The 25,444-nt window shown below is 37.9% G+C and carries 24 protein-coding genes and 3 pseudogenes; 20 read left to right on the top strand and 7 right to left on the bottom strand.

What is annotated here, in order from left to right; translation table 11 throughout:
• The first annotated feature begins 187 nt into the window (after nt 1-187).
• The 13 genes and pseudogenes from EFD62_RS14215 to EFD62_RS14155 all read left to right on the top strand — a co-directional run bounded on the left by EFD62_RS14215 (nt 188) and on the right by EFD62_RS14155 (nt 9,174).
• On the top strand, nt 188-1,444 hold the full coding sequence (locus EFD62_RS14215; RefSeq protein ID WP_128706326.1) for an IS110 family RNA-guided transposase: 1,257 nt from the start codon (nt 188-190) through the stop codon (nt 1,442-1,444).
• 118 nt (nt 1,445-1,562) lie between these two features.
• Nucleotides 1,563-1,874 (top strand): annotated as a pseudogene (locus tag EFD62_RS14210) (polymorphic toxin type 47 domain-containing protein); the annotation flags it as partial.
• A gap of 26 nt (nt 1,875-1,900) precedes the next feature.
• Nucleotides 1,901-2,359 carry a DUF6756 family protein gene (locus EFD62_RS14205; protein WP_128706325.1) on the top strand — a complete coding sequence of 153 codons (459 nt, stop codon included), beginning with the start codon at nt 1,901-1,903 and terminating at the stop codon, nt 2,357-2,359.
• A 235-nt stretch (nt 2,360-2,594) separates the two neighbouring features.
• Entirely contained in the window at nt 2,595-2,972 is a 378-nt protein-coding gene (gene tnpA / locus EFD62_RS14200) for an IS66 family insertion sequence element accessory protein TnpA (RefSeq protein WP_069193098.1), read from the top strand.
• Nucleotides 2,965-3,321: an IS66 family insertion sequence element accessory protein TnpB gene (gene tnpB, locus EFD62_RS14195; RefSeq protein WP_128706324.1), complete on the top strand. Its 357-nt coding sequence runs from the start codon at nt 2,965-2,967 to the stop codon at nt 3,319-3,321. The genes tnpA and tnpB overlap by 8 nt, the downstream gene beginning before the upstream one ends.
• A gap of 117 nt (nt 3,322-3,438) precedes the next feature.
• On the top strand, nt 3,439-4,965 hold the full coding sequence (gene tnpC, locus EFD62_RS14190) for an IS66 family transposase (protein ID WP_069193100.1): 1,527 nt from the start codon (nt 3,439-3,441) through the stop codon (nt 4,963-4,965).
• 61 nt (nt 4,966-5,026) lie between these two features.
• Nucleotides 5,027-5,728 carry a polymorphic toxin type 50 domain-containing protein gene (locus EFD62_RS14185; RefSeq protein ID WP_069193101.1) on the top strand — a complete coding sequence of 234 codons (702 nt, stop codon included), beginning with the start codon at nt 5,027-5,029 and terminating at the stop codon, nt 5,726-5,728.
• Between the two features lie 13 nt (nt 5,729-5,741).
• Complete coding sequence (locus EFD62_RS14180; protein WP_069193102.1) at nt 5,742-6,038, top strand: hypothetical protein; 297 nt, start codon at nt 5,742-5,744, stop codon at nt 6,036-6,038.
• A gap of 132 nt (nt 6,039-6,170) precedes the next feature.
• Nucleotides 6,171-6,386: pseudogene (locus EFD62_RS14175) on the top strand (IS110 family transposase); the annotation flags it as partial.
• A 245-nt stretch (nt 6,387-6,631) separates the two neighbouring features.
• The gene (locus EFD62_RS18095; protein ID WP_003514537.1) at nt 6,632-6,817 is read left to right on the top strand and encodes a hypothetical protein; all 186 of its coding nucleotides are present in this window, start codon (nt 6,632-6,634) and stop codon (nt 6,815-6,817) included.
• Between the two features lie 15 nt (nt 6,818-6,832).
• Complete coding sequence (locus EFD62_RS14165; RefSeq protein WP_069193103.1) at nt 6,833-7,432, top strand: hypothetical protein; 600 nt, start codon at nt 6,833-6,835, stop codon at nt 7,430-7,432.
• A gap of 257 nt (nt 7,433-7,689) precedes the next feature.
• Nucleotides 7,690-7,916: pseudogene (locus EFD62_RS14160) on the top strand (hypothetical protein); the annotation flags it as partial.
• 256 nt (nt 7,917-8,172) lie between these two features.
• On the top strand, nt 8,173-9,174 hold the full coding sequence (locus EFD62_RS14155) for a sodium:calcium antiporter (protein ID WP_128706323.1): 1,002 nt from the start codon (nt 8,173-8,175) through the stop codon (nt 9,172-9,174).
• 91 nt (nt 9,175-9,265) lie between these two features.
• Here the strand turns inward: EFD62_RS14155 and EFD62_RS14150 are convergent, their stop codons facing one another.
• The gene (locus EFD62_RS14150) at nt 9,266-9,655 is read right to left on the bottom strand and encodes a DUF4363 family protein (RefSeq protein ID WP_069193105.1); all 390 of its coding nucleotides are present in this window, start codon (nt 9,653-9,655) and stop codon (nt 9,266-9,268) included.
• Nucleotides 9,656-10,339 carry a DUF421 domain-containing protein gene (locus tag EFD62_RS14145; protein ID WP_128706322.1) on the bottom strand — a complete coding sequence of 228 codons (684 nt, stop codon included), beginning with the start codon at nt 10,337-10,339 and terminating at the stop codon, nt 9,656-9,658.
• Nucleotides 10,340-10,616: 277 nt separating this feature from the next.
• Here EFD62_RS14145 and EFD62_RS14140 point away from each other — a divergent pair, with 277 nt between their 5' ends.
• Both EFD62_RS14140 and EFD62_RS14135 read left to right on the top strand, forming a co-directional pair.
• Nucleotides 10,617-11,252, top strand: a complete 636-nt coding sequence (locus tag EFD62_RS14140; RefSeq protein WP_128706321.1) for a potassium channel family protein — start codon at nt 10,617-10,619, stop codon at nt 11,250-11,252.
• A gap of 50 nt (nt 11,253-11,302) precedes the next feature.
• Nucleotides 11,303-11,971, top strand: a complete 669-nt coding sequence (locus tag EFD62_RS14135; protein WP_128706320.1) for a potassium channel family protein — start codon at nt 11,303-11,305, stop codon at nt 11,969-11,971.
• Between the two features lie 6 nt (nt 11,972-11,977).
• Here EFD62_RS14135 and EFD62_RS14130 read toward each other — a convergent pair whose 3' ends face one another.
• The 4 genes from EFD62_RS14130 to EFD62_RS14115 form a co-directional block, all read right to left on the bottom strand.
• Nucleotides 11,978-13,342, bottom strand: a complete 1,365-nt coding sequence (locus EFD62_RS14130; RefSeq protein ID WP_128706319.1) for a TrkH family potassium uptake protein — start codon at nt 13,340-13,342, stop codon at nt 11,978-11,980.
• A 162-nt stretch (nt 13,343-13,504) separates the two neighbouring features.
• Nucleotides 13,505-13,714 (bottom strand): alpha/beta-type small acid-soluble spore protein, encoded by a 210-nt coding sequence (locus tag EFD62_RS14125; RefSeq protein WP_069193109.1) that lies wholly within the window; start codon nt 13,712-13,714, stop codon nt 13,505-13,507.
• Between the two features lie 90 nt (nt 13,715-13,804).
• Nucleotides 13,805-15,070, bottom strand: a complete 1,266-nt coding sequence (locus EFD62_RS14120; RefSeq protein WP_069193110.1) for an MGDG synthase family glycosyltransferase — start codon at nt 15,068-15,070, stop codon at nt 13,805-13,807.
• 300 nt (nt 15,071-15,370) lie between these two features.
• A complete protein-coding gene (locus tag EFD62_RS14115; RefSeq protein WP_128706318.1) occupies nt 15,371-16,960 on the bottom strand; it encodes a DUF342 domain-containing protein in 1,590 nt (529 codons plus the stop codon).
• A gap of 208 nt (nt 16,961-17,168) precedes the next feature.
• Here EFD62_RS14115 and EFD62_RS14110 point away from each other — a divergent pair, with 208 nt between their 5' ends.
• Complete coding sequence (locus tag EFD62_RS14110) at nt 17,169-18,383, top strand: D-alanyl-D-alanine carboxypeptidase family protein (protein ID WP_235832662.1); 1,215 nt, start codon at nt 17,169-17,171, stop codon at nt 18,381-18,383.
• A gap of 76 nt (nt 18,384-18,459) precedes the next feature.
• Complete coding sequence (locus EFD62_RS14105; protein WP_128706317.1) at nt 18,460-20,211, top strand: B12-binding domain-containing radical SAM protein; 1,752 nt, start codon at nt 18,460-18,462, stop codon at nt 20,209-20,211.
• Between the two features lie 23 nt (nt 20,212-20,234).
• On the opposite strand, the gene EFD62_RS14100 is transcribed toward EFD62_RS14105, so the two are convergent.
• On the bottom strand, nt 20,235-20,657 hold the full coding sequence (locus EFD62_RS14100) for an ATP-binding protein (protein ID WP_069193113.1): 423 nt from the start codon (nt 20,655-20,657) through the stop codon (nt 20,235-20,237).
• 195 nt (nt 20,658-20,852) lie between these two features.
• On the opposite strand from EFD62_RS14100, the gene EFD62_RS14095 reads away from it, so the two are divergent.
• The 3 genes from EFD62_RS14095 (at nt 20,853) to recD2 (ending at nt 25,399) form a co-directional block, all read left to right on the top strand.
• Entirely contained in the window at nt 20,853-22,379 is a 1,527-nt protein-coding gene (locus tag EFD62_RS14095; protein ID WP_235832661.1) for a stalk domain-containing protein, read from the top strand.
• A 248-nt stretch (nt 22,380-22,627) separates the two neighbouring features.
• Nucleotides 22,628-23,224, top strand: a complete 597-nt coding sequence (locus tag EFD62_RS14090) for a hypothetical protein (protein WP_235832660.1) — start codon at nt 22,628-22,630, stop codon at nt 23,222-23,224.
• A 39-nt stretch (nt 23,225-23,263) separates the two neighbouring features.
• The gene (gene recD2, locus EFD62_RS14085; protein ID WP_069193115.1) at nt 23,264-25,399 is read left to right on the top strand and encodes an SF1B family DNA helicase RecD2; all 2,136 of its coding nucleotides are present in this window, start codon (nt 23,264-23,266) and stop codon (nt 25,397-25,399) included.
• Nucleotides 25,400-25,444 lie beyond the last annotated feature (45 nt).

Genomic DNA, 25,444 nt, shown 5'->3' with positions numbered 1-25,444 from the left:
AGCGAAGCAGTAAAAGAACTTTGAAAGCAAATGAACCAAGGCTCGTGATGCCTGAAATCACGTAATTTGTCACACCAGGAATAGATAGGTTGGCGTTCCCTTGCGAGGATTAAGGTTGAAGGACACTTCTTTACAAGAAATGTCCCTAATCGAATCTAACGCTCTTAAATTGAGGTTGCCGGTATGAGTGGTGGAGACATTGGAAAAGGAGAGGATAAATATTTATCATAAACGAAACACCTGCTTTGTTGGAATTGATATGCACAAGGATACCCACTGTGCAGTTGTTATAGATTGCTGGATGAATAAACTGGGTGAGATTAACTTTGAGAATAGACCATCCAGATACCCTGCATTTGTTGAGGATGTTAGGAAGATTTGCGGCACAAAGGAAATTGTATTCGGACTTGAAGATACCAGAGGCTTTGGCAGAAACCTTGCTGCCTATCTGGTGGGCAGGAAATTTGAAGTCAAGCACGTTAACCCTGCCTATACAAGTGCTGTAAGGCTGGCAAACCCTATCATTTACAAGGATGACTCCTATGATGCCTATTGTGTGGCAAGGGTACTCAGGGATATGGTAGACACTCTGCAGGATGCCAAACATGAGGATATATTCTGGACAATCCGGCAGATAGTTAAAAGGCGGGATTTGATTGTAAAGGGCAATGTGATGAACAAGAACCAGCTCCACAGCCAGCTTTCCTACAGTTACCCATCTTACAGGAAATTTTTTGCCATGATTGATTCCAAGAGTGCTTTATGTTTCTGGGAGAACTACCCGTCACCGGAGTATATATGGAACACAACACCGGAAGAAATATATCTGACGATAAAGCCGGTGCATCAGGCACTTAAAATACAGCGTATTCATGAGATTATATCCATGATTGAAAGGGATGGAGACACAAGAAAGGACTATCAGCCCGAAAGAGATTTTATAGTCAGAAACATCGTAAAAGATATCAGGCACAACAAGGAGTTGATTGCCGAAATTGACGATGAACTAAGAAAGCTGATACCTTTGACAGGCTATAAGCTACATACAATGCCGGGAATCGACCTTGTTACAGAAGCACAGATAATATCTGAAATCGGAGATATTAACCGCTTCCCAGACTCAGACAAGCTGGCCCGGTTTATGGGCTTGGCACCGGTGCAATTCAGCTCCGCCGGAAAGGGTAAAGACCAAAGGTGCCGGAATGGCAACAGGGCATTGAATGCCATATTCCATTTCATGGCGATACAAATGGTAGCCATATCGGCGTCAGGAAAACCGAGGCACCCAGTATTCAGGGAATACTTCGAACAGAAGGTCAAGGAAGGCAAAAACAAACCACAGGCGCTTGTATGCGTGGCGAGGCGGCTTGTGAGGATTATTTACGGCATGATGAAGACCAAGACTGAATACAGGCCATTTGAGAAAGTTGACGGAAAGAACTGATTTTTAAAAAGGCTCAGAACCTTGGAAGGAATTTGATTTTTTGATTGAGATATTGAAGTCGGAATAATATAATAGTTATAGTCCTTGTAGTGAGGGAACGAGTAAGACTGGCTATACGTTTAATCCCGATGTAGACCTTGATTGGAGAGGTACAGAAAAAACTTATAAAGACGCATTGGAAGAGGCTTTCAAAAGAACAGGGGTTCCAAAAGAAAAATTTGAAGTAACTGAATGGGCGAAAGATGTAAATGGGAAGTCCTTTCCAGTTGAATGGAGAGCGAAAAATGGAGCAGAGGTTAATATTGATATCGGACATACTACGCATGGTCCTGATGTACCTCATATTGGATATCAGACGGGTGGAAAGAGAAATAGTGGGGGTGCAATACGTGGACATATTTTGGTTGATGATGTTCCTATTAATAGATGATAAGCAAAAGAACTGGAGGTGTAGTTGTGTGGAATATACAAGAGCAAATATTATCTGCTGCTAGCTCGTTAAATATTAATATAGAGAAAGTTGAAGCTATTGAAGTTGAACGTATGATAAGCAAAGTTATAGATAAATTTGCAGGTGGAAGTAAAAGTATGCCATTATGGGAGTATCTTAAAGATGATTTAAGCGTCAATAGCAAAGATGCATGGTTATGGCTTGGTGAGTTAATTGGTGATGTTGAGACTATTATGTTTTTTAATCCTACTGATGAAAAGGAGGCATTTTGTTTTAATAAAGGCGATGATGTGGTTTCTGTATTAGGTGAAACCTACGGATTTGAGTTTTATTTAACTAATAGGGATTTAGAGTATTTAATATGTTTTAATCATCATGATGTTCTCATAGTATGTGGCAATGCTATTGAGAAGTTAAAAAATATAAATTATGAGAACATAATACACTCCTACAAAGGAAAATAGTTTTAAATCCATTAAGTTGTAAATAAAGACGGTTATCTGCGGATAGCCGCTTTTTTCTTCGTAACCGCCAAATAGCTCATCACATAGTAGAATTGTCGTAAGCGGTAAACCATGAGTACCTCGCAAAGAATTAAGGATCATGAGATAATTCTTCTATAATATTTTTGCTAGTTACTTTAGAAACTTGTAATAGTTTTTCAAGTAAACTTAAAAAACTGTAAAGGAGAATTATTAGATGAATGCTCAAGAAGTAAAACTTCAGTATCATCTTTCAAAATGGAGGCCCATTGTTGAGAAGTGCCGTACTAGCGGTATGACTGTAAAGGCATGGTGTAAAGAAAATAATGTAAGTGAGCAACAGTTTTTTTACTGGCAGCGCAGGTTACGAGAAGAAATTTGCACATCTATACAAAATCCTGAAAAAGAACATAAAGAACATCAGCCAACTATATTTGCTCCGATTCCTATTGGGAATCATCATAAAGAAGCTCTTCTATCGGCTTCACTCATACCTGATTTGGTTATAAATATTGGTGATTATAGGTTGGAAATTACGAATCAAACCAGTACTGAGTTGCTGGAAGCTGTTCTGAAGGTAATTCGCCATGTTTAATGATGCTACTGGTTTTGACCGTATATTTATTGCGTGTGGATATACCGACTTACGTCGTGGAATCGATGGTCTTGCCAGGATTGTCGAAAGTGAGTTCTGCTTGGATCCTTTTCAAAATATTTTGCTTCTTTTCTGTGGTAAGAGAACCGATAGAATCAAAGGGCTATTGTGGGAAGGTGATGGATTTGTTCTTTTGAATAAACGTTTGGAAGACGGTAAATTCCAATGGCCTCGAAGTAAAAAGGAAGCTAAAGAGATTACCCAACGTCAGTTTAGATGGTTAACAGAAGGTCTTTCCATTGAGCCATCAAAATCTGTGAATAAAGTACAACCAAAACGGGTTTTTTAGTGGATAACTTATCTTGGAATTCCTTAAAAACATTAGATTTCGTCAAGTTTATCCACAAATTTTAGAAGTTACTTTTAACCTATTCCATATTATCCATTTTCGTGATATTGTAGACATATGGAGAAAACGTATACAGAAATCGAATTAATTAAATATAGTAAAAAAGATATTATACAACTCTTCCTTAATCAGCAGGAGCTCCTTGCAAAGCAAAGCGAACAGTTAGAACAGATGAACAAAAACATCAACCTTCTGATTGAAGCTACGAAGATAGCAAAGCAGCAGAAATTTGGGCGTTCCTCTGAAAAGATGGAATGGGAAGGCCAGATGGAATTATGCTTTAATGAGGCAGAAGTCACAATCGCAGAAAAGAATGTTATAGAACCTGAGTTTGAGGAAGTATGCCCGAAGCCGTATAAGCGTAAAAAAGCCAAAGGGAAACGCCTTCCGGATGAAATCTATAAAAGACTTCAGTTTCATCCAGCTACCTTTGAAGTGGAAGAACACCATGTAGCTGTTTATGTCGGCAAAGATAATCAAACAATTGTAAAGGCAGAACGTCCAACGGATCTGTTGCGTAACAGTATTGTAACTCCATCCTTGGAAGCAGGTATTCTTAATAGTAAATATATAAATGCAGTTCCATTGTACAGACTGGAGCAGGAATTTGCACGGAATGATATCAACATATCCCGGCAAGTAATGGCAAACTGGACCATACAGTGTGCAGAGCGCTATTTTTCACTTTTATATGATCGTCTGCATGAAGAATTGCATCGGTGCCATGTATCCCAAGCAGACGAGACGCCGGTTCTCGTCTCTAAAGACGGACGAGCTGCCGGTTCCAAAAGTTATATGTGGGTATACCGCACGGGAAAAATATATCATGACCCGCCAATCATTCTATATGATTATCAGAAAACACGGAAGGCTGACCATCCCCGCGAATTCCTCAAAGGGTATAAAGGTATTATTGTAGCGGATGGCTATGAAGTTTACCATAAGCTTGAAAAAGAAAATCCTGATATCAGGATAGCTGGGTGTTGGAGCCATTCACGCAGAAGATTCGCTAATGTGGTGAAAGCACTAGGCAAAGAAGCTGCAAAAGATACGCTGGCCTATGCTGCATTGAAGCAAATAGCCATCATATACAAAATCGACAATGGTCTTCTGGATCTCAAACCAGAGGAACGTGTTGCTCAGCGTCAACTACTTGTAAAACCACAAGTTGAGGCTTTCTTTGCGTGGATAAAAGAGCACCGGAATGAAGTGCCGGCACAATCGGAAACAGGTAAGGGATTTACTTATTGCCTGAATCAGGAGAAATATTTAAAAACATTTCTTGAGAATGGTTATGTTCCCCTAGACAATAATGCCTGTGAGTCATCAATTAGAGGATTCTGTATTGGAAAACGCAACTGGCATATGATCGATACGATTGAAGGAGCTAAGGCAAGCGCAATCATTTACAGTATTGCTGAGACAGCTAAGGCAAACAACTTAAAACCATATCAGTATTTCAAATATTTACTGGAAGAGATACCGAAACACATGGATGATAAAAATACTTCCTTTTTGGAAATGTTACTTCCATGGTCAAAAGATCTACCAACTGAATGTCGCAAAGCGGATCAAAATCGCTAAAATTTTACCGTCAGAAATGACGGTGATTTTTATACCAGTACGCGTGGTTTACCGTTTACATATGGAATTCTATGACGAAGCACAAAAAAGATTTGAATACTTTGAAAATAATGTAACAAATTTTCTAGGCATTCAGGATAATGAATACTATTACATAGGAGGTACATTAACTGGTGCTTACAATACGATTAAAGGTGCATCGCAATTTGCAGGTGGTGCCTTAATAGGCGCGCGTGGAATGCGAGATACTACGATTGGTATAAAGGGTATATTGAGTGGTGATGGTACAATATCCTTAATGCTTACGGCAGTTGGTGTTGGTGAATTGATGCTTGCTGCAGAAGTTAGTGCCGGTGGAGTATTAAAGGCTAGAAGCGGTTTTGATAGTTTCAACCGGAATTACGAAAAGTTTGCTAAAATGACAGAGGGAACGGGTGGAACTAAAATAGTAAATGGATTTGAAGCAAAGGTAAATGTAGGACAGCAGGAAAAACATATTCCTGGAACTAACAATTATAAAAATGAAATAGCAAATGGTAAAGTTAAAAGTACTATAAATGGTGATGTGAATGATGTTCAAAGATTGCTTGATGAAAAAGCAGGAACAGGAACTATGATTGGAAATAATAAAGAAAGAGTAGATTTTGGTGAGATAATTGGTCAATATGTTGATCCGAATACTGGTATTGCAACAGATACAACAGTTGGAATTATTCACTATGGTAAAAAAGGGGCTCATATTGTTCCTGCAAGACCTAAGTAAAAGGAGAATAAAAATGGACGAATTAATGAAACAATTAAGTAAGTATCCGAATGGAACAAATATTATTATTGTATGGGATACAGGGTTGTGTATAGAGGGGATAATTAACACAATATATGAAAGTAATAATGGATTGGAAGAAGATGAGGAAGGTTATAAAGAATTTTATGCATGTGCAGTAGAGGTAGTATCAATTATAGCTGATTCTGTTGGAAGAGTAGAAGTAGGAAATCTAATTGAAGTATCAATGGAGAATTGTCCTTTATGTGTAAAATTAAAAGACGGATTGGAAATATGGAAGCGTCCATGACTGTGTCTGTAATTTATTTCGTATAAGCTAATAAACTAATCCTCTTGATTTAATGTCAAAGTAATTATTAGTCCAAGAGGATTAGCTTAGAGCTAGACAAAGGAAGCTTACTCAGGAACGCAAGGTATAACTTTTCTTGCCATTCAGATAGTGACTGTTTCACTGTCAGGTAAGCCAAGACACCCGGTATTTTGGGAATACTTTAATCAGAAGGTCAAGGAATGCAAGAACAAGTCACAGGCACTTGTATGCTTGGCAAGAAGGCTTGTTAGAATTATCTATAATATGATGAAAACCAAGACAGAACACAGACCATATGAGAAAGTTGTAGATAAGAGGTTATTTTAAAATGAGAGCTCATAGTATTTGGAAGTGTTTTTTTGAATAAGTTATTGGGAAAGAAATAATATAATGGTTTTAGTTCTTGTAGTGAGGGAACGAGTAAGACTACAGGAAAACAAGCTCAAATTATAGGTGCGACTAGAGAACAGAAAGTTGCAGATATAACAGGTGGACAAGTTAGTGGAGCAAAAATAAAATCAAGTGCTGGAGGAACAGATATAGATGTAATTGGACCTAATGGCGAATTAATAATGGTCGGTGGACCAGCGAAAGCAAATGATCTTGGTAAATTGGGTCAAGTTATTAAGATATATCAAGATGAAGCAGCTATAAGAGGAGTTGGTGTTAAGGCGTATTTTGCAGAAGGTACACCACAAAATGTAATTGATTTTGCTATAAAAAAGCTGGGCACAGATAATGTTGTGATATTTAAATAGAATTGGAGGTTGCTTATGCCAAGGGGTGTTGCTAGCGTATTTTCTACACTTCAAAATATTGATATGTTTAAACAAATAGAAGTTCTTTTTAACACCAAGGGGATAAGACTTGAATTGCCTAATGCAAATAAAGTGCAAGTATGGACTACAGAAGGTGAAATGCTAAATATTGAGAAAAAAGAATTACTTCAAAACACATCAGATATAAGTGACTATTTAATACAATTTTGGTGGCCTCAGATGGATGATGTTGCAATAAAACTAACTTGTCAAGGGTATTTATGTGTATGTGATATTTATTTAGACGGATTAGATGAAAGTCAAACAAAAGTTATTCTTGACTTATTAATCATTATGACTCTCCAAAGATTCGAAATAGTTGGGTTTGTCATTGATAGGGAGGAACTTGTTTCAGAACTCGAATGGAACAGATTTTTTAGTAACAAAGAGTATTTGGATAGTCATTATTTGGAACTATGCGGTTTAAAAATATTTAAGAAGTATGAGCTCAAAGAATACAAAACAGAGCAGTTGATAGACTTTAAAAGAGATTGTGTTTATGTTGCTATACCAAATCGCGAACGGAGTACAATAACTTTATACTTACTCTGCTAGAAGTTCAAGGGATGCAGAACAGTTTTTATTGGTACAGGAGATGTTAAATAACTTGACGTTGTCCTAAATGAGAAAGAATTTATGTCTTTGAGCACGGTAATCATAAAACAATAAAAGTCTATAAGTAGGAAGAATAGAAAATCTTTTTAAGGTCACACCGTATCGGCTGGTGTGGCCTTTTTTCTTTTATCCACGCTTGATAATATGTGATACTTTGTGACACAATAGAACCAACAAGAAATCCAGGAGGTGCAATAATGTCTCCAGAAAAGGATAGTATGCTTCGGGTAAGGCTTACACAAAGGCAGTCGGATGAGTGGACGCTATCATTGATGAGTTACAGGCACAGATGCCGGAAGCAAGCGTTACCACATCAAGTATAGCAAGATACGCTCTGGAGAAGTATGTGAGCGACCATATCGCCAAGCGTGATGGTACCAAAATTTTCATTGAAATCAACACTGCAGATGCCCCAGACGAGGACAAAGTGACGGCGGTATATTAACATATTTGGCCAATGAGCCAGACAAGGAAATTTTAAAGTCTGATGAATTGGAAATGAAAGCAAATTAAGAATGTTCCAAAACTTGAGATGCCGGAAATTAGAAGAGCATTAGATTAAAAATACTGAGGGCCTAGTGCCTTTTTTTGTATATAAAATTTTAATAAAAATCGGACCTGACTAATATACTTACAAGGAAGTGGTTTTGTTAATTACATATGGAAAGTGATGAATAGCGATGTGGATAAGTGTGGCACAAATACTCATGGCTCTAGCCCTGATTCTAATTAGCTGTGAGTTCTTTACAAATGGTATTGAGTGGTTGGGAAGAAAGCTTGGAGTTGGAGACGGTGTTGTAGGAAGCATATTTTCCGCCGTAGGTACATGTCTTCCTGAGACAATGGTCCCGGTTATTGCGATAGTGTTTTTGAGGGAAGACAGCGGATCGATGGATGTAGGAGTTGGTGCAATTTTAGGAGCGCCTTTCATGCTGAGCACCCTTGCATTCTTTGTGATCGGTATCAGTGTTGTTTTGTTTAGGTCAAAAAGAGAAACAGGAATGACGGTAAATGTTAATAGTGATATTGTTAGCCGTGATATCAGCTTTTTCATTGTAGCTTATAGCGTGGGGGTGGCTACCGCCTTTATAAATATCCATTTTATAAAAGGGATTGTTTCTGCATTTTTGATCACAACATACATCTATTATATTATTCTGACGGTCAAACAGGATAGTGTAAATCAGGGACATTTGGATAAGCTTTATTTGACAAAAGCATTAGGCTTAAAAAACAATATGCAGAATATTTTGCTGCAGATTTGCATTTCATTGACGGGCATAATTTTCGGAGCTAATCTTTTTGTAAAAAATATAGAGGGCGTAGCGGAGCTAATTGGTATAACTCCTCTTATCCTGTCTTTGATAGTGACACCTATAGTAACGGAGCTCCCGGAGAAGTTCAACAGCATTATCTGGATATCAAAGAGGAAGGATACCTTGGCAGTGGGTAATATAACAGGAGCCATGGTGTTTCAAAGTTGTATACCGGTATCAATCGGAATTCTTGCGACTCCATGGCATTTGAACTCCCATATTATAGTAAGTTCTGTAATGGCTACCTTGTCCGCTTCCACAATATATTTCTGGATAGAGGATAAAGGAAAGCTAAATCTCATCCCTCTGCTTATGGGAGGCGCATTTTATGCCCTGTTTATAATCTCCCTCTTTATGAAGGGGTGAGTTGCTATTTGACCTTTTTAGGTGGAAATAAGTAGGGAAAAAGCTAAGGGGCTCGGTGCCCCGAGCTTTTACGTCAAAAAAATATCCTTCGTCACAAAAGATTTTTTAGAGAAAAGGATTCTTCTTCAGGAATTTTGTTTATAAACTGTCGTAATACTGCTATTTCGGATATTGCCATAGAGACATTTTTAGTCTCAACATATTTTGATATTCTTAAGAGGGATGTATCAATATTCTCTATTTCAACATGGTCTAGGAGAAGTACCCATGAGTTTTCCACTTTGGTCCATTTCTCCTGAATCGCCATAAGGTGTTTTTCGGCAGATGTCCAGTCAGCTTTGTTTATACTATCTTCGATTACATTAATCTGCTCTTCAAGCATTTTTGCATCCCTTGAAAAAGTTGTGGATGTATAAAAGGATCCACCTAATAGTAGAACGCACAATAGACCAAGCCCCATAAATACTTTGGCTGAATGCATTTATTTATTTCCCCTTTCCTTAACCTGATAATAGAGGTTGCCCTCCGAGTCCAGACTGGCAAAAAGCACGTCTTTGGGATTGTTTATTCCAAATTTTGAAAGTGTGTCCTTTAGCCAGTTTATGTCGAGATTAGCCAATTTAAGGTTTTCATAGCTTATATCTCCGTCAATAATGATATCCATAGATAAACCCTCATACTGTGTGGATATATTCAGGTCTTGAGGAGTTACAGGTCTTTTTTGTGATTTCGGTATTACGCTCAGTTGTCCATTGGTTTCGAGTAGGGCAAACTCAACATCGGCTATATTTTGTATATCTTTGATTCTCAACTGCTCCAACAAATCATTTAAGGAGTACATCTCCTTTCTTAGCTGCGCTTCATTTATTTTGCCGTTTTGAATTAAAATGGTGGGTCTTCCGCAAATTATTGCTCTAACATGGGGGTTTTTTAACCCTATAAAAGACAGGGTTATCTGTGCGAATAGCAATGTAAGTATAGGAATTATACCGTTTATCAGAGGAATTCCTATGTCTTGCATAGGCAAGGCGGCAAGCTCTGATATCATTATCGCAATAACAAGCTCAAAGGGCTGCAGCTGACCGATTTGACGCTTACCCATTATTCTCATAATAAATACAACAATCAAATAGAGTATCAGTGTTCTGACAACAACTACTAACACAGAATCATCCTTTCTTTTTTGCTGTTGTTTCAGGTCATCTTATATATTATTAGCATTCCTTTTTTAAAAAACTCTATTCGAAGGAGGAATTTACTTAAATAGTCGATAAATTTCGTAATAAGTATCTAATATGAGTAATATCGAAATATCTGCGTACTATCATCTTATAAATGTAAAAAATTGAACAAAATTTACGAATATAATAATGTGCAAAAAATGCTCGCATGATATAGAATAGATGTCATATATTAATTGCAGTGCGTTCAGGAGGAGTAGTATGTTTATAATTGTAGTTGGGTGTGGTAAAGTGGGTTCGAGGTTTGCCCAGGTTTTATCCGAGGAAGGACATGATGTGGTTATTATTGACAACGATTCCGAGGCATTCAAGCTTCTAGATCCTGATTTTGGCGGATTAACCGTTACCGGAATTCCCATTGATCAGGATGTCTTAAAGAAGGCTGGAATTCAAACAGCGGATGTTGTCACGGCGGTTACTCCGGATGACAATATAAACATAATGGTTTCACAGATGGCAAAGGAGATTTTCAAGGTTCCCAGAGTGGTTGCAAGAATTTACAACCCTGCCCGGGAGCATGTGTTTCATGAGTTTGGACTTGATACCATATGTCCTACCGAGATTACTGTTGATTTAATGAGGTCAATGTTACTTTGCCAAAGCGAAACATCCACCCATACTATAGGAAATACAGCCATTGTGTTCAGCAATCAAAAGATTCAAAATGGAGATGTCGGCAAAAAGCTGGGGGCAGTAAAATGCGGCCGGGATTCTCATATTTTTGGCGTCATAAAAGACGGAGAATTTAATTTCCCCGATCCGGAAATGATTTTAAACAAGAATGATGTTTTGGTAGTAGCAAATAAATCCGGTAAGGTGAAAAGTAAAAAGACCTAAATCTGTTGTTTGTATTAATATTATCAATATAATAGTTGGAGGTTTGTTTTATGTATATTGTTATTGCAGGGGGCGGCAAGATAGGCTACTATCTGGTTAAGACTCTTCTTCCTTATAAACATAAAATTGCGATTATTGAACCGCAAGAGAATGTTTGTATTAAGATTGCAAATGAGCTCCACATTCCTGTAATAAATGGTGATGGTACTGATCTTGAAATACTTTCGGAAGTAGAGCTTGAAAAAGCGGATATTTTTATTGCAGTTACCGGCAAGGATGAAGATAATCTTATTTCATGCCAGCTTGCAAAGAGAAACTTTGGCGTAAAGAGAACTATATCCAGGGTTAATAACCCCAAGAACATAGAGGTTTTCCAAAGGTTTGGAGTGGATCTTGCTGTAAGCAGCACTTCGATTATCGCTGAGTTGATTGAGCAGGAAGTGGATTATACAGGAATTAAGACACTTATGAAATTAAGGAGCGGCAAACTGGTCCTAAGCGAGATTTCTATTACAAAAAACTCACCGGTTTGCAATAAGAGTCTTAAGGACATAAATATCCCTAAGGACTGCGTACTGGTTTCGGTTATTAGAGGGGAAGAAGTAATAATACCTAACGGCTTTACCGAACTAAAGGAAAATGACTCTATTATTGCAGTTTCTTCCAAAGAGGATCAACAGGAGTTGAAGGAATATTTTATTGGTAAAGATAAAAGATAGCAAATTTTACCCGACCATAATTTTACCTTCAGGATAAACCAGATCCTTTCTGTTATTTTTCGTTGAAAGAGCTATGGCAAAGGAAAGGGGTCCTACTCTTCCTAAAAACATGGTAAATAACAACAGTAATTTACTTGCAATACTCATATCAAAAGTACCTATTGTGGTCATACCGACAGTAGAAAAGGCAGATGTTGTTTCAAAGAGGATATCAATTAAGGGTTTGTCTTCAAAAATCATTAGTGCAATGGTTATTGTTACGACTAGCAATGCACACAGGCCGATAATGGAAAGGGACCTGTATACGATCTTTTTGGATATACGCTTCTTTAATATTATGGTATCGACAGAACCCTTTGACTGGGAGATAATAGTTGCAATCATTATTGCAAAGGTTGTGATTTTGACACCGCCTCCTGTCGAACCTGGGGCGGCTCCTATGAACATTAAAATAATGGTTATTAATTTGGTTGTTTCTCTCATCTGATCAACAGGTACACTGTTAAATCCTGCGGATCTTGAGGAAGTAGAATGAAAAAATGCAGCATTGATTTTTGCCGGCAGAGATAATGGGCCTAAAGTCGCGGGGTTGTTGAATTCAAATGCAAACACAAGCAAAGCACCAAGGACCAATAACATTGCGGTTGCGCCAAGAACAACTTTTGTGTGTAGTAGAAGCAACCTGTTCTTTCTATAGTCAACCAGGTCTTTCCATACGATGAAGCCCAATCCACCGAAAATAATTAGAGCAGATAGAGTATTTAGAATAATGGGGTCTTGATTCAAAGTGGTGAGGCTACTGAAATTTTCTCTTTGACCCATTATATCAAAACCGGAATTACAAAAGGCACTAACGGAGTGGAATATTGACATATAGATTCCCTTCAATCCGAATAGGGGAATAAACCTTGTTGACAATATCAACGCGCCGATAAGCTCCACTGAGAAGGTGAAAATAATTACGTTTTTAACCAGCTTCAAGACATCTTCAAAGTTAAAATGATTTAAGGATTCTTGTGCCAGTACCATTTCTTTCAAGCTTACTTTTCTCTTTATAAGCACCGAAAAGAATGTTGCAAAGGTCACAAAACCAAGGGCACCTATCTGAAAAAGCGAGAGGATGACAATCTGACCGAAAAGGGACCACTGCTGATAGGTATCTACTACCAGCATACCTGTCACGCAGGTAGCAGAAGTAGAAGTAAAAAGGGCAGTGAATAATCCGGCACTGTTTCCATCCCTTGAAGCTATGGGCAGTAAAAGGAGCACTGTTCCTATAAAAATTATGGCTATGAAGCTGAAAACAATTATTTTTGGAGAATCAAGTTCAAATAGTTTGCTTTTTTTGAACCCAAATTGAAACTTTATCATATATCCTAAATCACCATTCCTAAAAGCTAAAAATCATTATTTGATTATTATATCACAAATTTTGCATATTTCCATAAAAAACAGATTTAAATAAATGTAAAGAAAATAAAAATAGCAGGAGATTATCTCCTGCTATTTTTATTATTTCAAATTGTACATTTATTACCTTGAAGTGTCGCCCAAATGCTCTGAAGGATAGCTGTTTCCAGTATAAGACTGGAATACTTTCTTAACGATGTTTCCACCTATCTTACCAGCTTCCCTTGCAGTTAAATCTCCATTGTAACCCTGTTTTAAGTTAACGCCTACTTCTTTAGCAATTTCATACTTCATGTTATCAAACTGAGTTTTGGTTTTGTTGTTGTTAGCCATTACTATCACCTCCTTAGTCTTATTTTTTCTAAAAACAAGACTATTATGAGTAGAAAGTTTTTCTAACATTTTATTGGACTTACGTTAACTTTATTTTTGATTTATTTTGATGTTTTTATGCTTTTTAAGCACTATCTTTTTATTATGAGACAACGATATCTTTTTGTGGATTTCCCAAAATTTGGGGAAATCATCGGAAAATAAATCGTCAGGGAAGTTAGTGTCTCCTTTTTTCTCTATGCTTAAAAGGAAGCTTACTATCTCCTTTGCAACATTGGGATTTAGATACTCTTTTTGAGATTGCTTTATTTTGTTCAGTTTTTCGGCATTATTAGCAAGAAGCCCGTCGACAGTATGCCTTAATTTTCTAAGGTCTTTACATACGATACCGAGATTGTACTTTTGCATATAAGCTGGATTGCCTTCTTCTTGACCGGGAAGATTGCCGGTGATAATGATGGGCACATTGCAGGCTACAGCTTCCATCATAACATTCGGGCTTCCTCTGGTAACGGCAATATCGGAAGAAAGCATCAAATCCTGAATATTCTCGGTAAAACCGTATATTTCAACTCTATCGCCATATTGCTCGCCGATAGTGCGTTCTAGCCTTTTTTTCAGAAGTTTGTTTCTGCCTGTAACTATTTTAACCCGGCAGTTGAAATTTTTCAGCAGTATCGATGCAATTCTGCTCATGTTTCCGGAGCCTTCACCACCACTCATGATAAGACATTCAAATGGCCTATCGCCAGTATATTTTCGGGTATTTTGGTCATAATCCCCGGAATTATCGTTAATATGCTTCAGAAACTTTTGCCTTACCGGAAATCCTGTCTCGATAAGCTTTGATTCTGAAACCCCAAACTCAAGGCATTTAAACTTTGATTCCTTTGAAGGGCATATAATATAGTCTACCCTAGGATCTGCCCAGAGAGGAGTAATGCTTACGATATCTGCTATCAGTGTAACAATGGGAATATTAATATTATAATCTTCCAGGATGTTCAATACCGAACCGTTAAAGTTTGGATGCACTGACAATATAAGATCCGGCTTTATATCGTGAATGAGCTTTAGAAAGTTATCCTTTATCGAAACTTCGGTAAAGTCGTTTAAGAGACTGGGTTTTTTCAAAGATATTTCCCAAACCAGCTTCCATAAATCTTTCGCATTTCTTGTGACCGATCCATAGAGCTTTCCGACTCTAAGGCCAAAATTTCCTGCTAAGGTAAAACCGTCAACTACATGAACCTTGACGTCTGGGTAAAGAGAAAACTGTTCCAGTAGTGAATCGGTTATGCTTTTATGGCCATGCCCTGTATTATTTGAAGATAAAATAAGAATATTCTTAATCATACTGCCTCCTAGAAAATTAAAATTATTGTATACTGGTTCAATTATTTTCACTAAACTTAATTATATAACTTAATTTTTACAAATCAAAGTGTTGAATATCAATATATTATTAAAAATTTCATGTTTATTGTACTTGAGACTTTAAGTAATTCCGATTTTCTTATTTTTTCAATTATAATAAATAGAAGAATAACAATATTTATACATATGATCTATAAATATAAATAAGCATCAGAAGATATTCGTCTCCTGATGCTTATTATATATTTCACATATTAATCCTTTTCAAAAATCGAAGGCTCAAATACGTTTTATCTCTTCATCAGCTGCAAAAAAGGTCGTTGCCAGACACGCTTCCTTAATTTCAGTTTGCATATTTTTTATGATTATTATACAGTTTGAATAAACCTTTTTTGTTATAGCTATTTCACCTTCGCCTTTTGCTGTTAAATATCTTGAAAGATTCTTTCTTTCTTCTTCTAAAGACTTAAGCTGTCCTTTTAGCTCCGATAGCTTTTGTATGTTTGAGTTGTATTGGGAGGACTGCTCGGAAGTCATTTCTTTCGTGGGGTCCTGCTTTGACATAAATAGCTTTAGGTCTTTTTGCTCATCCTTTATCTTATTTATTTTTGCAACTATATCTTCCAGCATTTTTGTGAGCTTTTTTCTATCAAAGCCTGTGAGAGCAACTACTGTCCTAGTCTCAAGCTGAGAACCCAAGATAGGTACGGTAATTTTTACTTCAGCTTTTATTCGACCTCCAATTATATTTCCCTTTATTGACTCAATAAACACTTCTTTGGCTTCAACTATGCTATTTATGCAATAAAATCCTATATGGGCAATACCTCCGCAAGACAATCTGGAATTATCTACAAACTTTGTATAAATATTTTTTTGGGCAGTAATTTGCGTAGAACCTTTTGAAGATATTCCACCTTTTATGTAAATACTGCCTTCGCGGCTTTTTATTCCCTTAATATTTCCTAGACCTATGGGACTGCTTATTTCTATGTCTTTTGTGGCTTCTACATAGAATCCATCGGTGACGGTACCTCTAATGGTTACATATCCGTCGAAAATTATGTTGCCGGTTTTAAAATCCACATCACCGTCAATTTCAAGATGATTCGATACGGTTATTTTGTTACCGAAATAGTGTACCGCACCGTCTATTTTGGAGAAAAGTACGACTTTCTTGCTTTGCACTACTTCATAGACCGTATTTCTATCGTAAGACAGGGGATAGTTTTTTCCTCTTATAGGATAAATGGTATTTCCATATACTGTTTTTCCCGGAAAACCTTCAGTGGCATCAATACGTTCGCCAAGCCAGTCGCCAGCCTTAACCTTGTTAATCAGCTTTAACTCGTAGAAATTCGCTTTTCCGTCTTCTCTTATCTCCGGTCTGGGTTCTTCGAGTTCGTACATCCTGATTTTGCAGTCCTCTCCATCAATGGCAGGAGTTCCTTCGGCTATAACATATTTTTTCCCGCTTTGCAAATCACCGAAGAACAATTCTTTTTTTATTCCGAAATTAATATTTTTTCTCTTTAAAACTTCATAGGTTTCTATTATGAGTTTTTCGCGGTTTTGAAGCTCCAGTTCCTCTTTCGATAAATTAAAGGTAATGTAGGCCTTTAATTCGTCGGGGGTTACGGATACGACAATTCTTTCCTTCAATTGGCCAAATTTTTGGGGGGACGGGGAAACAATGTTTAGGGCATCGTTAAGACAATTGAAATTGGTTATTTGTATCTGAGGATGCGATGTCAATATAGTATTAAATTGGTTTGGTGAAAGGCCGGGTTTAAATGTTTGGATGAAAACTTCATTGGCAAGTGCGAAGATTTCTATAAAGTCATCTTTGTATAAAGTTTGATGATTCATAAGCTGTCCCCCTCCTATTTATATTATCGACAATCCCGTAAAAATTATTTATAAACTTTCATTACTTTTCATATATTTATAAGGAGAAAATAGATGTCCCACACTTTTTAGTAAGAGGGTGGACCGATTTGCCTTTTAGATAGCTCTCTATTGCCTCGTTGAAACACTGCTGCGGCAATGTGAAGCATGATTAAATTAATAATGGGATGTGATATATTTGAAGAGAAATACAAGAAGAATATTGATTTTTTTATTTTGCTGCATATTTGCAATAAGCTTGAATGGAAGGGTATATGCGGATGAATTTATTGAAGATGAATTGATTTCTGAGTTCGTCATCAATACTGTCAATGGGGGTGAAGAGTTAAAGCCTCCAAAAATAGAAGCGGGAGCGGCAATAGTAATTGATGCCGAGACCGGGAGGGTATTGTATGAAAAGGATGCATACTCAAGAAGAGCTATAGCCAGTACCACCAAGATAATGACGGGTATCGTGGCAATAGAAAACGGCAATCTCGATGATAAGGTAAAGGTCAGTAAAAGGGCTGCCAGTATCTGGGGTTCCACAATCAAGCTTAAGGCAGGGGAGGAACTCACATTGAGGGAACTTCTTTACGGCATGATGCTGAAGTCGGGAAATGATGCGGCATTGGCTGTGGCTGAACACATTGGTGGGACTGTTGAGAATTTTGTTGCAATGATGAATGCCAAAGCAAAGGAACTCGGACTTAAGGATACCTCTTTTAAGACACCCCACGGGCTGGATGTGGAAGGGCACTACTCCACGCCTTACGAGCTGGCGATGATTACCCGGTATGCATTGCAAAATCCTGTTTTCGCCGAGATGGTGTCAACCAAGAACATGACAATTACCAATCGTAGCCTGTATACAACAAATGAAATGCTTTCCCTGTATCCCGGCGCAGATGGAGTAAAGACCGGATATACGGGGAAGGCGGGAAGGTGTCTTGTGACATCGGCGACAAGAGATGGATTTCAGATAATTTCCGTGGTTTTGAACTGTGCCAGCAGGAATAAAAGGGCCGAGAGCAGCAAAGCAATCCTTGACTATGCTTTCAACAATTACAGGCCCTATGAGCTTTTGAAGGCAAATCAGGAACTGGGGCAGGTGAGCGTATATAAAGGAAAAAAGAGCTCCGTGTCCGTTGTTGCTGTGGAGGGAATCAGGTTGCCCTTGAGCAAAGAAGAAAAGGAGAACCTAGAAACGGAGCTGACATTGTATGACTCAATAAATGCCCCGGTGTATAAGGGGGTTGAAGTGGGAAAAATTGAGTTCATTGCCAACGGCAAACTGATTGCCAGGTCAGCTGTAAAGACGGCCGAAGTTGTGCCCGAAAAAAAGTATGGCGATTATTTCAGAGATGTTTTGGATATATGGTTCAAACTGGCAAAGCCAGAATAAACTCCGTTGTAAAATTATCCTTGAAATGATTCAGCTCCGTTTGTTATAATAACGTAATACTTAAGGAGATAGAATCATGAAGACAATTATAATTGGAATAAATTCAAAATATATACATTCGTCCCTTGCCGCATGGTATCTTAAGGCATCCTGTGATAAGCAGTGTGGGGAAGTTCGGGTGATGGAGTTTACTATAAATGATAATCCGGAGTCTGTCCTTTCCCGCATTTACACCGAAGGGTGTGACGTGGCTGCTTTTTCCTGCTATATCTGGAACATAGGATTTGTTCTTAAGCTGGCTGAAAATCTGAAAAGGGTTCTTCCTGATGTGAAGATAATACTGGGTGGACCGGAGGTTTCTTTTGGTCCTGAGGAGATTTTGTACTCAAATTGGTTTGTAGACTACATAATGGCAGGGGAGGGAGAAGGGGCTTTCGGGCTTTTGCTTCGTTCTTTTATTGATGAAGGGGTAGAACTTGATGCTATCGAAGGCCTAAGCTACAGAAAAGACGGAGAAATTCACGGGTCAACGACTTTTCGGTTGGTTAGGGAGCTTGACACCATTCCTTCTCCCTATACGGAGGAAATGCTTGGGGCTGTTGGTAGCAGGTTAATGTACTTTGAATCTTCAAGGGGCTGTCCTTTTTCTTGCTCCTACTGTATATCCTCGACCTTTGACGGTGTGCGGTATTTCTCCATGGACAGGGTCAAATCCGATCTTTTGACACTGATTAATGCCAAAGTCAAGCTTGTAAAGTTTGTGGATAGAACTTTTAACTGCAATAGAGAAAGAGCCAAGGAAATATTTTCATTTATTATTGAAAATTCAAAGGGGACAAGTTTTCATTTTGAAGCAGCAGCCGACCTTTTTGATGAGGAAATGTTTGATATATTATCTCGGGCGCCGAAAGGATTGATCCAGTTTGAGATAGGGATACAATCCACCAATGAAGGGGCTCTTGAGGCCGTGAGGAGAAAAACTGATATAAAAAAGGTGTTTCATAGCATAAAAAGGCTTAAAGAGTACGGGAATATGCATATACATGCGGATTTGATAGCCGGACTTCCCCTAGAGGATTATAATTCCTTCATGAATTCCTTTAATGAAGTCTATGAGCTTTACCCACACCAACTGCAGCTGGGCTTTTTGAAGCTGCTAAAGGGTTCTAGCATAAGGCACGAATATCGAAAACACGGCTATAAATTTAGGCAATACCCTCCCTATGAGATACTGGCCAATAATTACTTGAGCTTTGGTGATATCATTGGGTTAAAAAGGATAGAAGAGCTCTTGGAAAGATATTACAATTCTGCAAGATTTCAAAGAACGCTAAAGTACCTTATTGAAGTGTTTTTTCCTTCGCCGGCCACCTTTTTTGAAGAATTCTCGCGGTATTATGACAAGGCGGGATATTATGAAAGGTCCATTTCCGCCAGGGAGCTTTATACCATATTACTGGATTTTGCATCAAGCCTAAAGCTGAAAGTGGACCTGATAATGCTTAATGAGATTCTAAAGTTTGATTTTTTGGTGTCGGATAACACAAACAATCTTCCAAAAGGCTTGGAACGGATATATATCGATAATTTCAGGGCAAGATGCTTTGAATTTTTAAAAAGTAAGGCGAATATTGAAAACTTTTTGCCCAAATTTTCGAGCATACCTCCTAAAAAAATATTTAACGAGGTTCATTTTGAGGCATTTAGGTTTAATGTCGCCGATGACACCGGAATCATGGATAAAGAGGATACGGTCATTTTGATTGACTATAGCCAAAAGGACAGCATAACAGGGCATTACAGGTACTATAGGATACAGCTTCCCTGATTTTTCAAAGAATGCTTCCGATGTTAATAGTTTATTGATACGGTAACCTTGGTGCCTTTTAGGGGATCGGAAGTTATTTGAATATTATCGCAAAGCTTCTTTAGTATATAGAGTCCCCAACCTCTGCCTTTTATTGTACTGAGACTTGTGTTGTCCTTTTCAATGTTCAGAGCTGACGTGTCAAATCCCATACCTTGGTCAGATATTTCAAGCTGTATGGTATGCTCCTGCTTTTCTATGAAAAAGGATACATTGCCGGCGCTTTTTTTATATCCATGTTCGAGGGAGTTTATCAGCAATTCGTGGGTTGCACTTTTGAGCTTGAAAACAGTCTTTTCATCCGAGGCCATGTTGTTTATTACCTCTTCACAAGATGACAGGAACATTTCTATACTGTCTTTATCGAAAGGAATATGGGCATTGAGCTTATAACTTAATATTTGCATATACAGACCCTCCGTAAGCAGAATACTTACATCACATTCAAAATTATATCATAAATGCAAACGAAAATAAAATATATCAATTTATATTATTAAAAATGGGTTTCCAAAATTATTGTTGACATTAATTTAGGTCAAATATATTATTACTATGTATGTCTATATATGTGTTAATATTTACAGAAGGGGATGGTAAGGATGTTGAAAAGAGTATCGACAATGATTTTAGCAGTACTAATGATGTTGGTTGTGAGTCTTGGCGCTGTAACTACATTTGCAGCAATGGACGATGAGGCAGAGGAAATATCAGTCAATAGTCCGGTAACCGATAATTTGCCGAACTATAAAACTATAAATTATTATAAAGTGGAACTGCCGGCACCGGGTAAAGTAAACTTAAGCTTCAATCATAAGAATTTGGAAAGCTCGAGTGTATACTGGCAAGTTACAATGTTTGATAGTGCTGAAAATATAGTACTGTATTTTGAATCAACAGGAACCAACACAGAAGGCAAGTCCATGAATGCTTACCTTAATAAGGGTACATATTATGTTCGAGTTGTAAGTAGGGATTCTTACTGGTATAGTAGCGCTGATTATACTCTTTGCGTAAACCATACAGAAAATCAGGGTGAATATGAAATTGAACCGAATAGAAACAGAGATTTGGCAACAGAAATTTCGGTCGATAAGCCCGTTACTGGTAATCTTAGAGTAAGCGATGATATAGACTTTTACCAATTTACAATATCAGAACCCGGCAAAGTAAATTTGAGTTTCAATCATAAGAATTTGGAAAGTTCAAGTGTACATTGGCAAGTTACAATGTTTGACAGTGCTGAAAATATAGTATTGTATTTTGAATCAACAGGAACCAACACAGAAGGTAGATCCATGAATGCTTACCTTGATAAGGGTACATATTATATTCGAGTTGTAAGTAGGGATTCTTACTGGTATAGTAGTGCTGATTATACTCTTTGTGTAAACTATACAGAAAACCAGGGTGAATATGAAATAGAACCGAACAACAACATGGATGGTGCAACATTAATAGAGGTAGACGAACCGGTTATAGGTAATTTGAGAACTAATTCAGACGTTGACTATTATAAATTTGTAATGCCTGATTCCGGAAAAGTATATTTAGGATTCAATCACGGAAACCTTGAAAGTTCTGGAGTTCATTGGAAAGTGTCTATGTATGACGCAAATGGCAACAATCTTGATCAACTGGAATCCAGAGGCACTGATACAGTTGGAAAGTCAAAGGAGATAAACGTTGGAAAGGGTACATATTATATCAAAGTTGTATACGGAGGATACTGGCATAGCGCTTCTGACTACAACCTCACAGTAAATACTGTAGGTGGTGCTCCAAAGATTAAAGTTCTATTGGATGGCAAAAGAATCAGGTTTGACCAACCTCCAATTATACAGGACGGTCGTACACTTGTGCCCCTCCGTGCAATATTTGAAGCCATGGAAGCTACCGTTGAATGGGATGACAAGACAAAGACAGTTACAGCAAAAAAAGGAGATACCACTGTTGTTATGGTAATAGGCAACAAGACAATGACAAAAAACGGAGAGAAAATTGTATTGGATGTTCCTCCGCAAATTGTTAACGGAAGAACTCTGGTTCCAGCCCGTGCAGTTGCAGAAAGCTTTGGTGCAAAAGTTGATTGGGATGGCAATACAAGGACAGTTATAATTACACAATAGACTTGGGACAACGGATGCTATAGAAGATTAATTTTTGATGTGTCTTATAGGTAAAACAAGGAGTCTTGTTGCTTGATAAAAAAGAGCATTCGGGACTCCTATTTTATTTCGGATTTTTCATCAAATGAAAATTTAGGATTTCTAATAGCTGGTATTTGTTATTAACGAGAAAATCTGATATTATTTATTATATGATTTTTTATTTAATGTAGTTATTAAATAATTTTGAGATAAAGGGTGAAAATATAGTGCTTCATAATAGTGATATCGAGTTGCTTGAAATAATGATAGACTCTCTGGATAAATACCTCAAAGCAGCCGGACGACTGTCGGATGATGCGTTCAACGAGCTGTCGAAGCATTATGGATTGTTGTGGATGGAGCTGACAAGGCAAAAAGAGATAATAGAAGGATTGCTTAGGACTCAAAATCTTGAGGTGAAACAAGATACCAAAATAGAAGAAGATACAGCTATAGAAGATACGGCTATTGAAGATACAGCTATAGAACAAAACACTGTCATAAAACAAGATACACCTTCCATCAGTGAAAATGCCGGTGTAAGGCTCTATGATGCAATGGTGGATTTTTTAAAGCAGCAAAAATATATTGAGCTTCATTGGGTGAGGGTATATGCTGTAAAATGTCCTCAGGAAGGCTTCTATGATTTTCAAATAAAATACTTTGAACATAAGGATCCGTCACAAGCTGAGAAAAACTATCTTCTATTTGGTGATTCCAATACCAATTACTCCATGAGAAAAAAGTATGATGAAATCATTGGAGATACTTCTCAATGCTTTGAGTATATTCTGAACCTTCGTGACCAATTGGGAATCGAATAGCTATGATTTACCATATATTAGCAGGATGGATTGAGTATTATGGATTACTTGAGCGGAGTCGTAGAAAGAATAACTTTTATTAATGAAGAGAATGGCTTTTCTGTTGTAAAGATAAAGTCAAAGGGCTTTTCAGACCTGGTAACAGTAGTGGGGAATATAGCGTCGGTAAATGTTGGAGCTGTGGTAAGTCTTCAGGGGGAGTGGAAATATGACTCCAAATTCGGCAAACAGTTCAATGTGCACCATTATAAAGAGACGATCCCTGCCACTGTTGCCGGTATTGAGAAATATCTGGGAAGCGGGCTTATTAAAGGAATCGGGCCGGTTAATGCGAAAAGAATCGTAAAAGCATTTAAGGAGGACACCATAAGGGTCATTGATGAGGAGCCCGACAGACTCATAGAGGTCCCGGGAATAGGAATTAAAAGGGTGGAAATGATAAAAGAGGCATGGCAGAATCAAAAGGAAATAAAAAATGTCATGCTTTTTTTGCAATCCCATGGTGTTTCTACGGCTTTTGCTGTAAAAATATTTAAAACATATGGAAGTGACAGCATAAATATTGTAAAGGACAATCCATACAGACTGGCGGACGATATCTGGGGAATCGGTTTTAAGACTGCGGATAAAATAGCTCAAAATATGGGGTACGACAAGGAATCTTATGCACGTATAAGATCCGGTGTAATGTATGCATTAAACGAATTTGCCAATGACGGGCATTGTTTTGCCCTAAAAGATGAACTAATAAAAAAGGCTTCGGAGCTTCTTGAGGTGGATTTAGAGAAGGCAGAGACTACTGTAAAATGCATGCTGGAGGAAAAATCCATAATGATAGAAGGGGAGGATGCTGTTTACCTTCCTCCTTTTTATTACAGTGAGGTGGGGGTTGCCAGAAGGATACGGGAAATAACCGAGACTAAAAGCGCATACAGCTTTTACAATTCCGAGGATGTAATAGAGAATCTCCAGAGGGAATGCAATATCCAATACGACGAAGTGCAGATTGAAGCCATCAAGAATGCGGTTGTATCAAAGTTTATGGTTCTTACGGGAGGGCCGGGAACCGGCAAGACTACAACGACTTTGGCAATAATAAAGGCATTTCAAAGGTTGGGTGCTGCCGTCCTCCTTGCTGCTCCCACCGGAAGGGCGGCAAAGCGAATGTCAGAAGCTACCGGTATGGAGGCAAAGACCATACACCGTTTGCTGGAATACAGTCCTCAGGACGGATATAAGAAGAATGAGGACAATCCCTTGGAATGTGATGTTCTAATCATTGATGAGACCTCAATGATTGACATTATCCTAATGTACAATCTCCTGAAAGCAGTTTCAAATAATACAGTGGTGGTGTTGGTGGGTGACGTAGACCAGCTCCCTTCCGTAGGCGCAGGAAATGTATTGAAAGACGTAATAGAATCGGAAACAGTGACTGTGGTAAGGCTTACCAGGATATTCCGACAGGCTCAGGGAAGCGCAATTGTAACCAATGCCCATAAAATAAACCATGGGGAATATCCTATCTTAAAAGGTGGCAAAAACAGTGACTTTTTTTTCATTGAAGAGGAGAATCCGGAGAAGATTGTGGAGCTTGTCCGACAGCTTTGCTCAAAACGGCTTCCGGGATACTATAAGGTGAATCCTTTAAATGATATTCAGGTCTTGTGCCCTATGCAAAAGGGCGTGGTAGGAGCGCAGAATCTTAATACAGTGCTTCAGGAAACTCTAAATTCATGCAATGTTTCAATAAAATACGGCGGTACCAATTACAAAGTAAATGACAGGGTAATGCAGATTAAGAACAATTATGATAAAAACGTGTTTAACGGAGATATGGGAAGAATAACGGCTATTGACCATGAAGAAAAAACAGTATGTATAAAGTTTGATGATGTTGAGGTCGAATATGATGTGACGGAGCTAGATGAAGTAACTTTGGCATACGCAGTCACAGTACATAAAAGTCAGGGAAGCGAGTATGGCTTTGTGGTGGCACCGTTTACAATGCAGCATTACATGATGCTTCAGAGAAATCTTTTATATACATGTGTTACAAGAGCTAAAAAGGCCTTTGTCCTTATAGGCTCCAAAAAGGCTTTAGGCTATTGTATAAGAAATTCCAAAAGTGCGGACAGAAATACCAAGCTTGCCGAGAGGCTCCGGCAGGTATAAAGCTGATATAGGGAATCAATAAAAAAATCCCGCATGTATTAAAAA

This window comes from Acetivibrio mesophilus (genome assembly GCF_004102745.1).
In the GTDB taxonomy this organism is placed as follows: domain Bacteria; phylum Bacillota; class Clostridia; order Acetivibrionales; family Acetivibrionaceae; genus Hungateiclostridium; species Hungateiclostridium mesophilum.
Note: the sequence above shows the minus strand (reverse complement) of the source record. Positions and strands in the feature narration are given on the sequence as shown.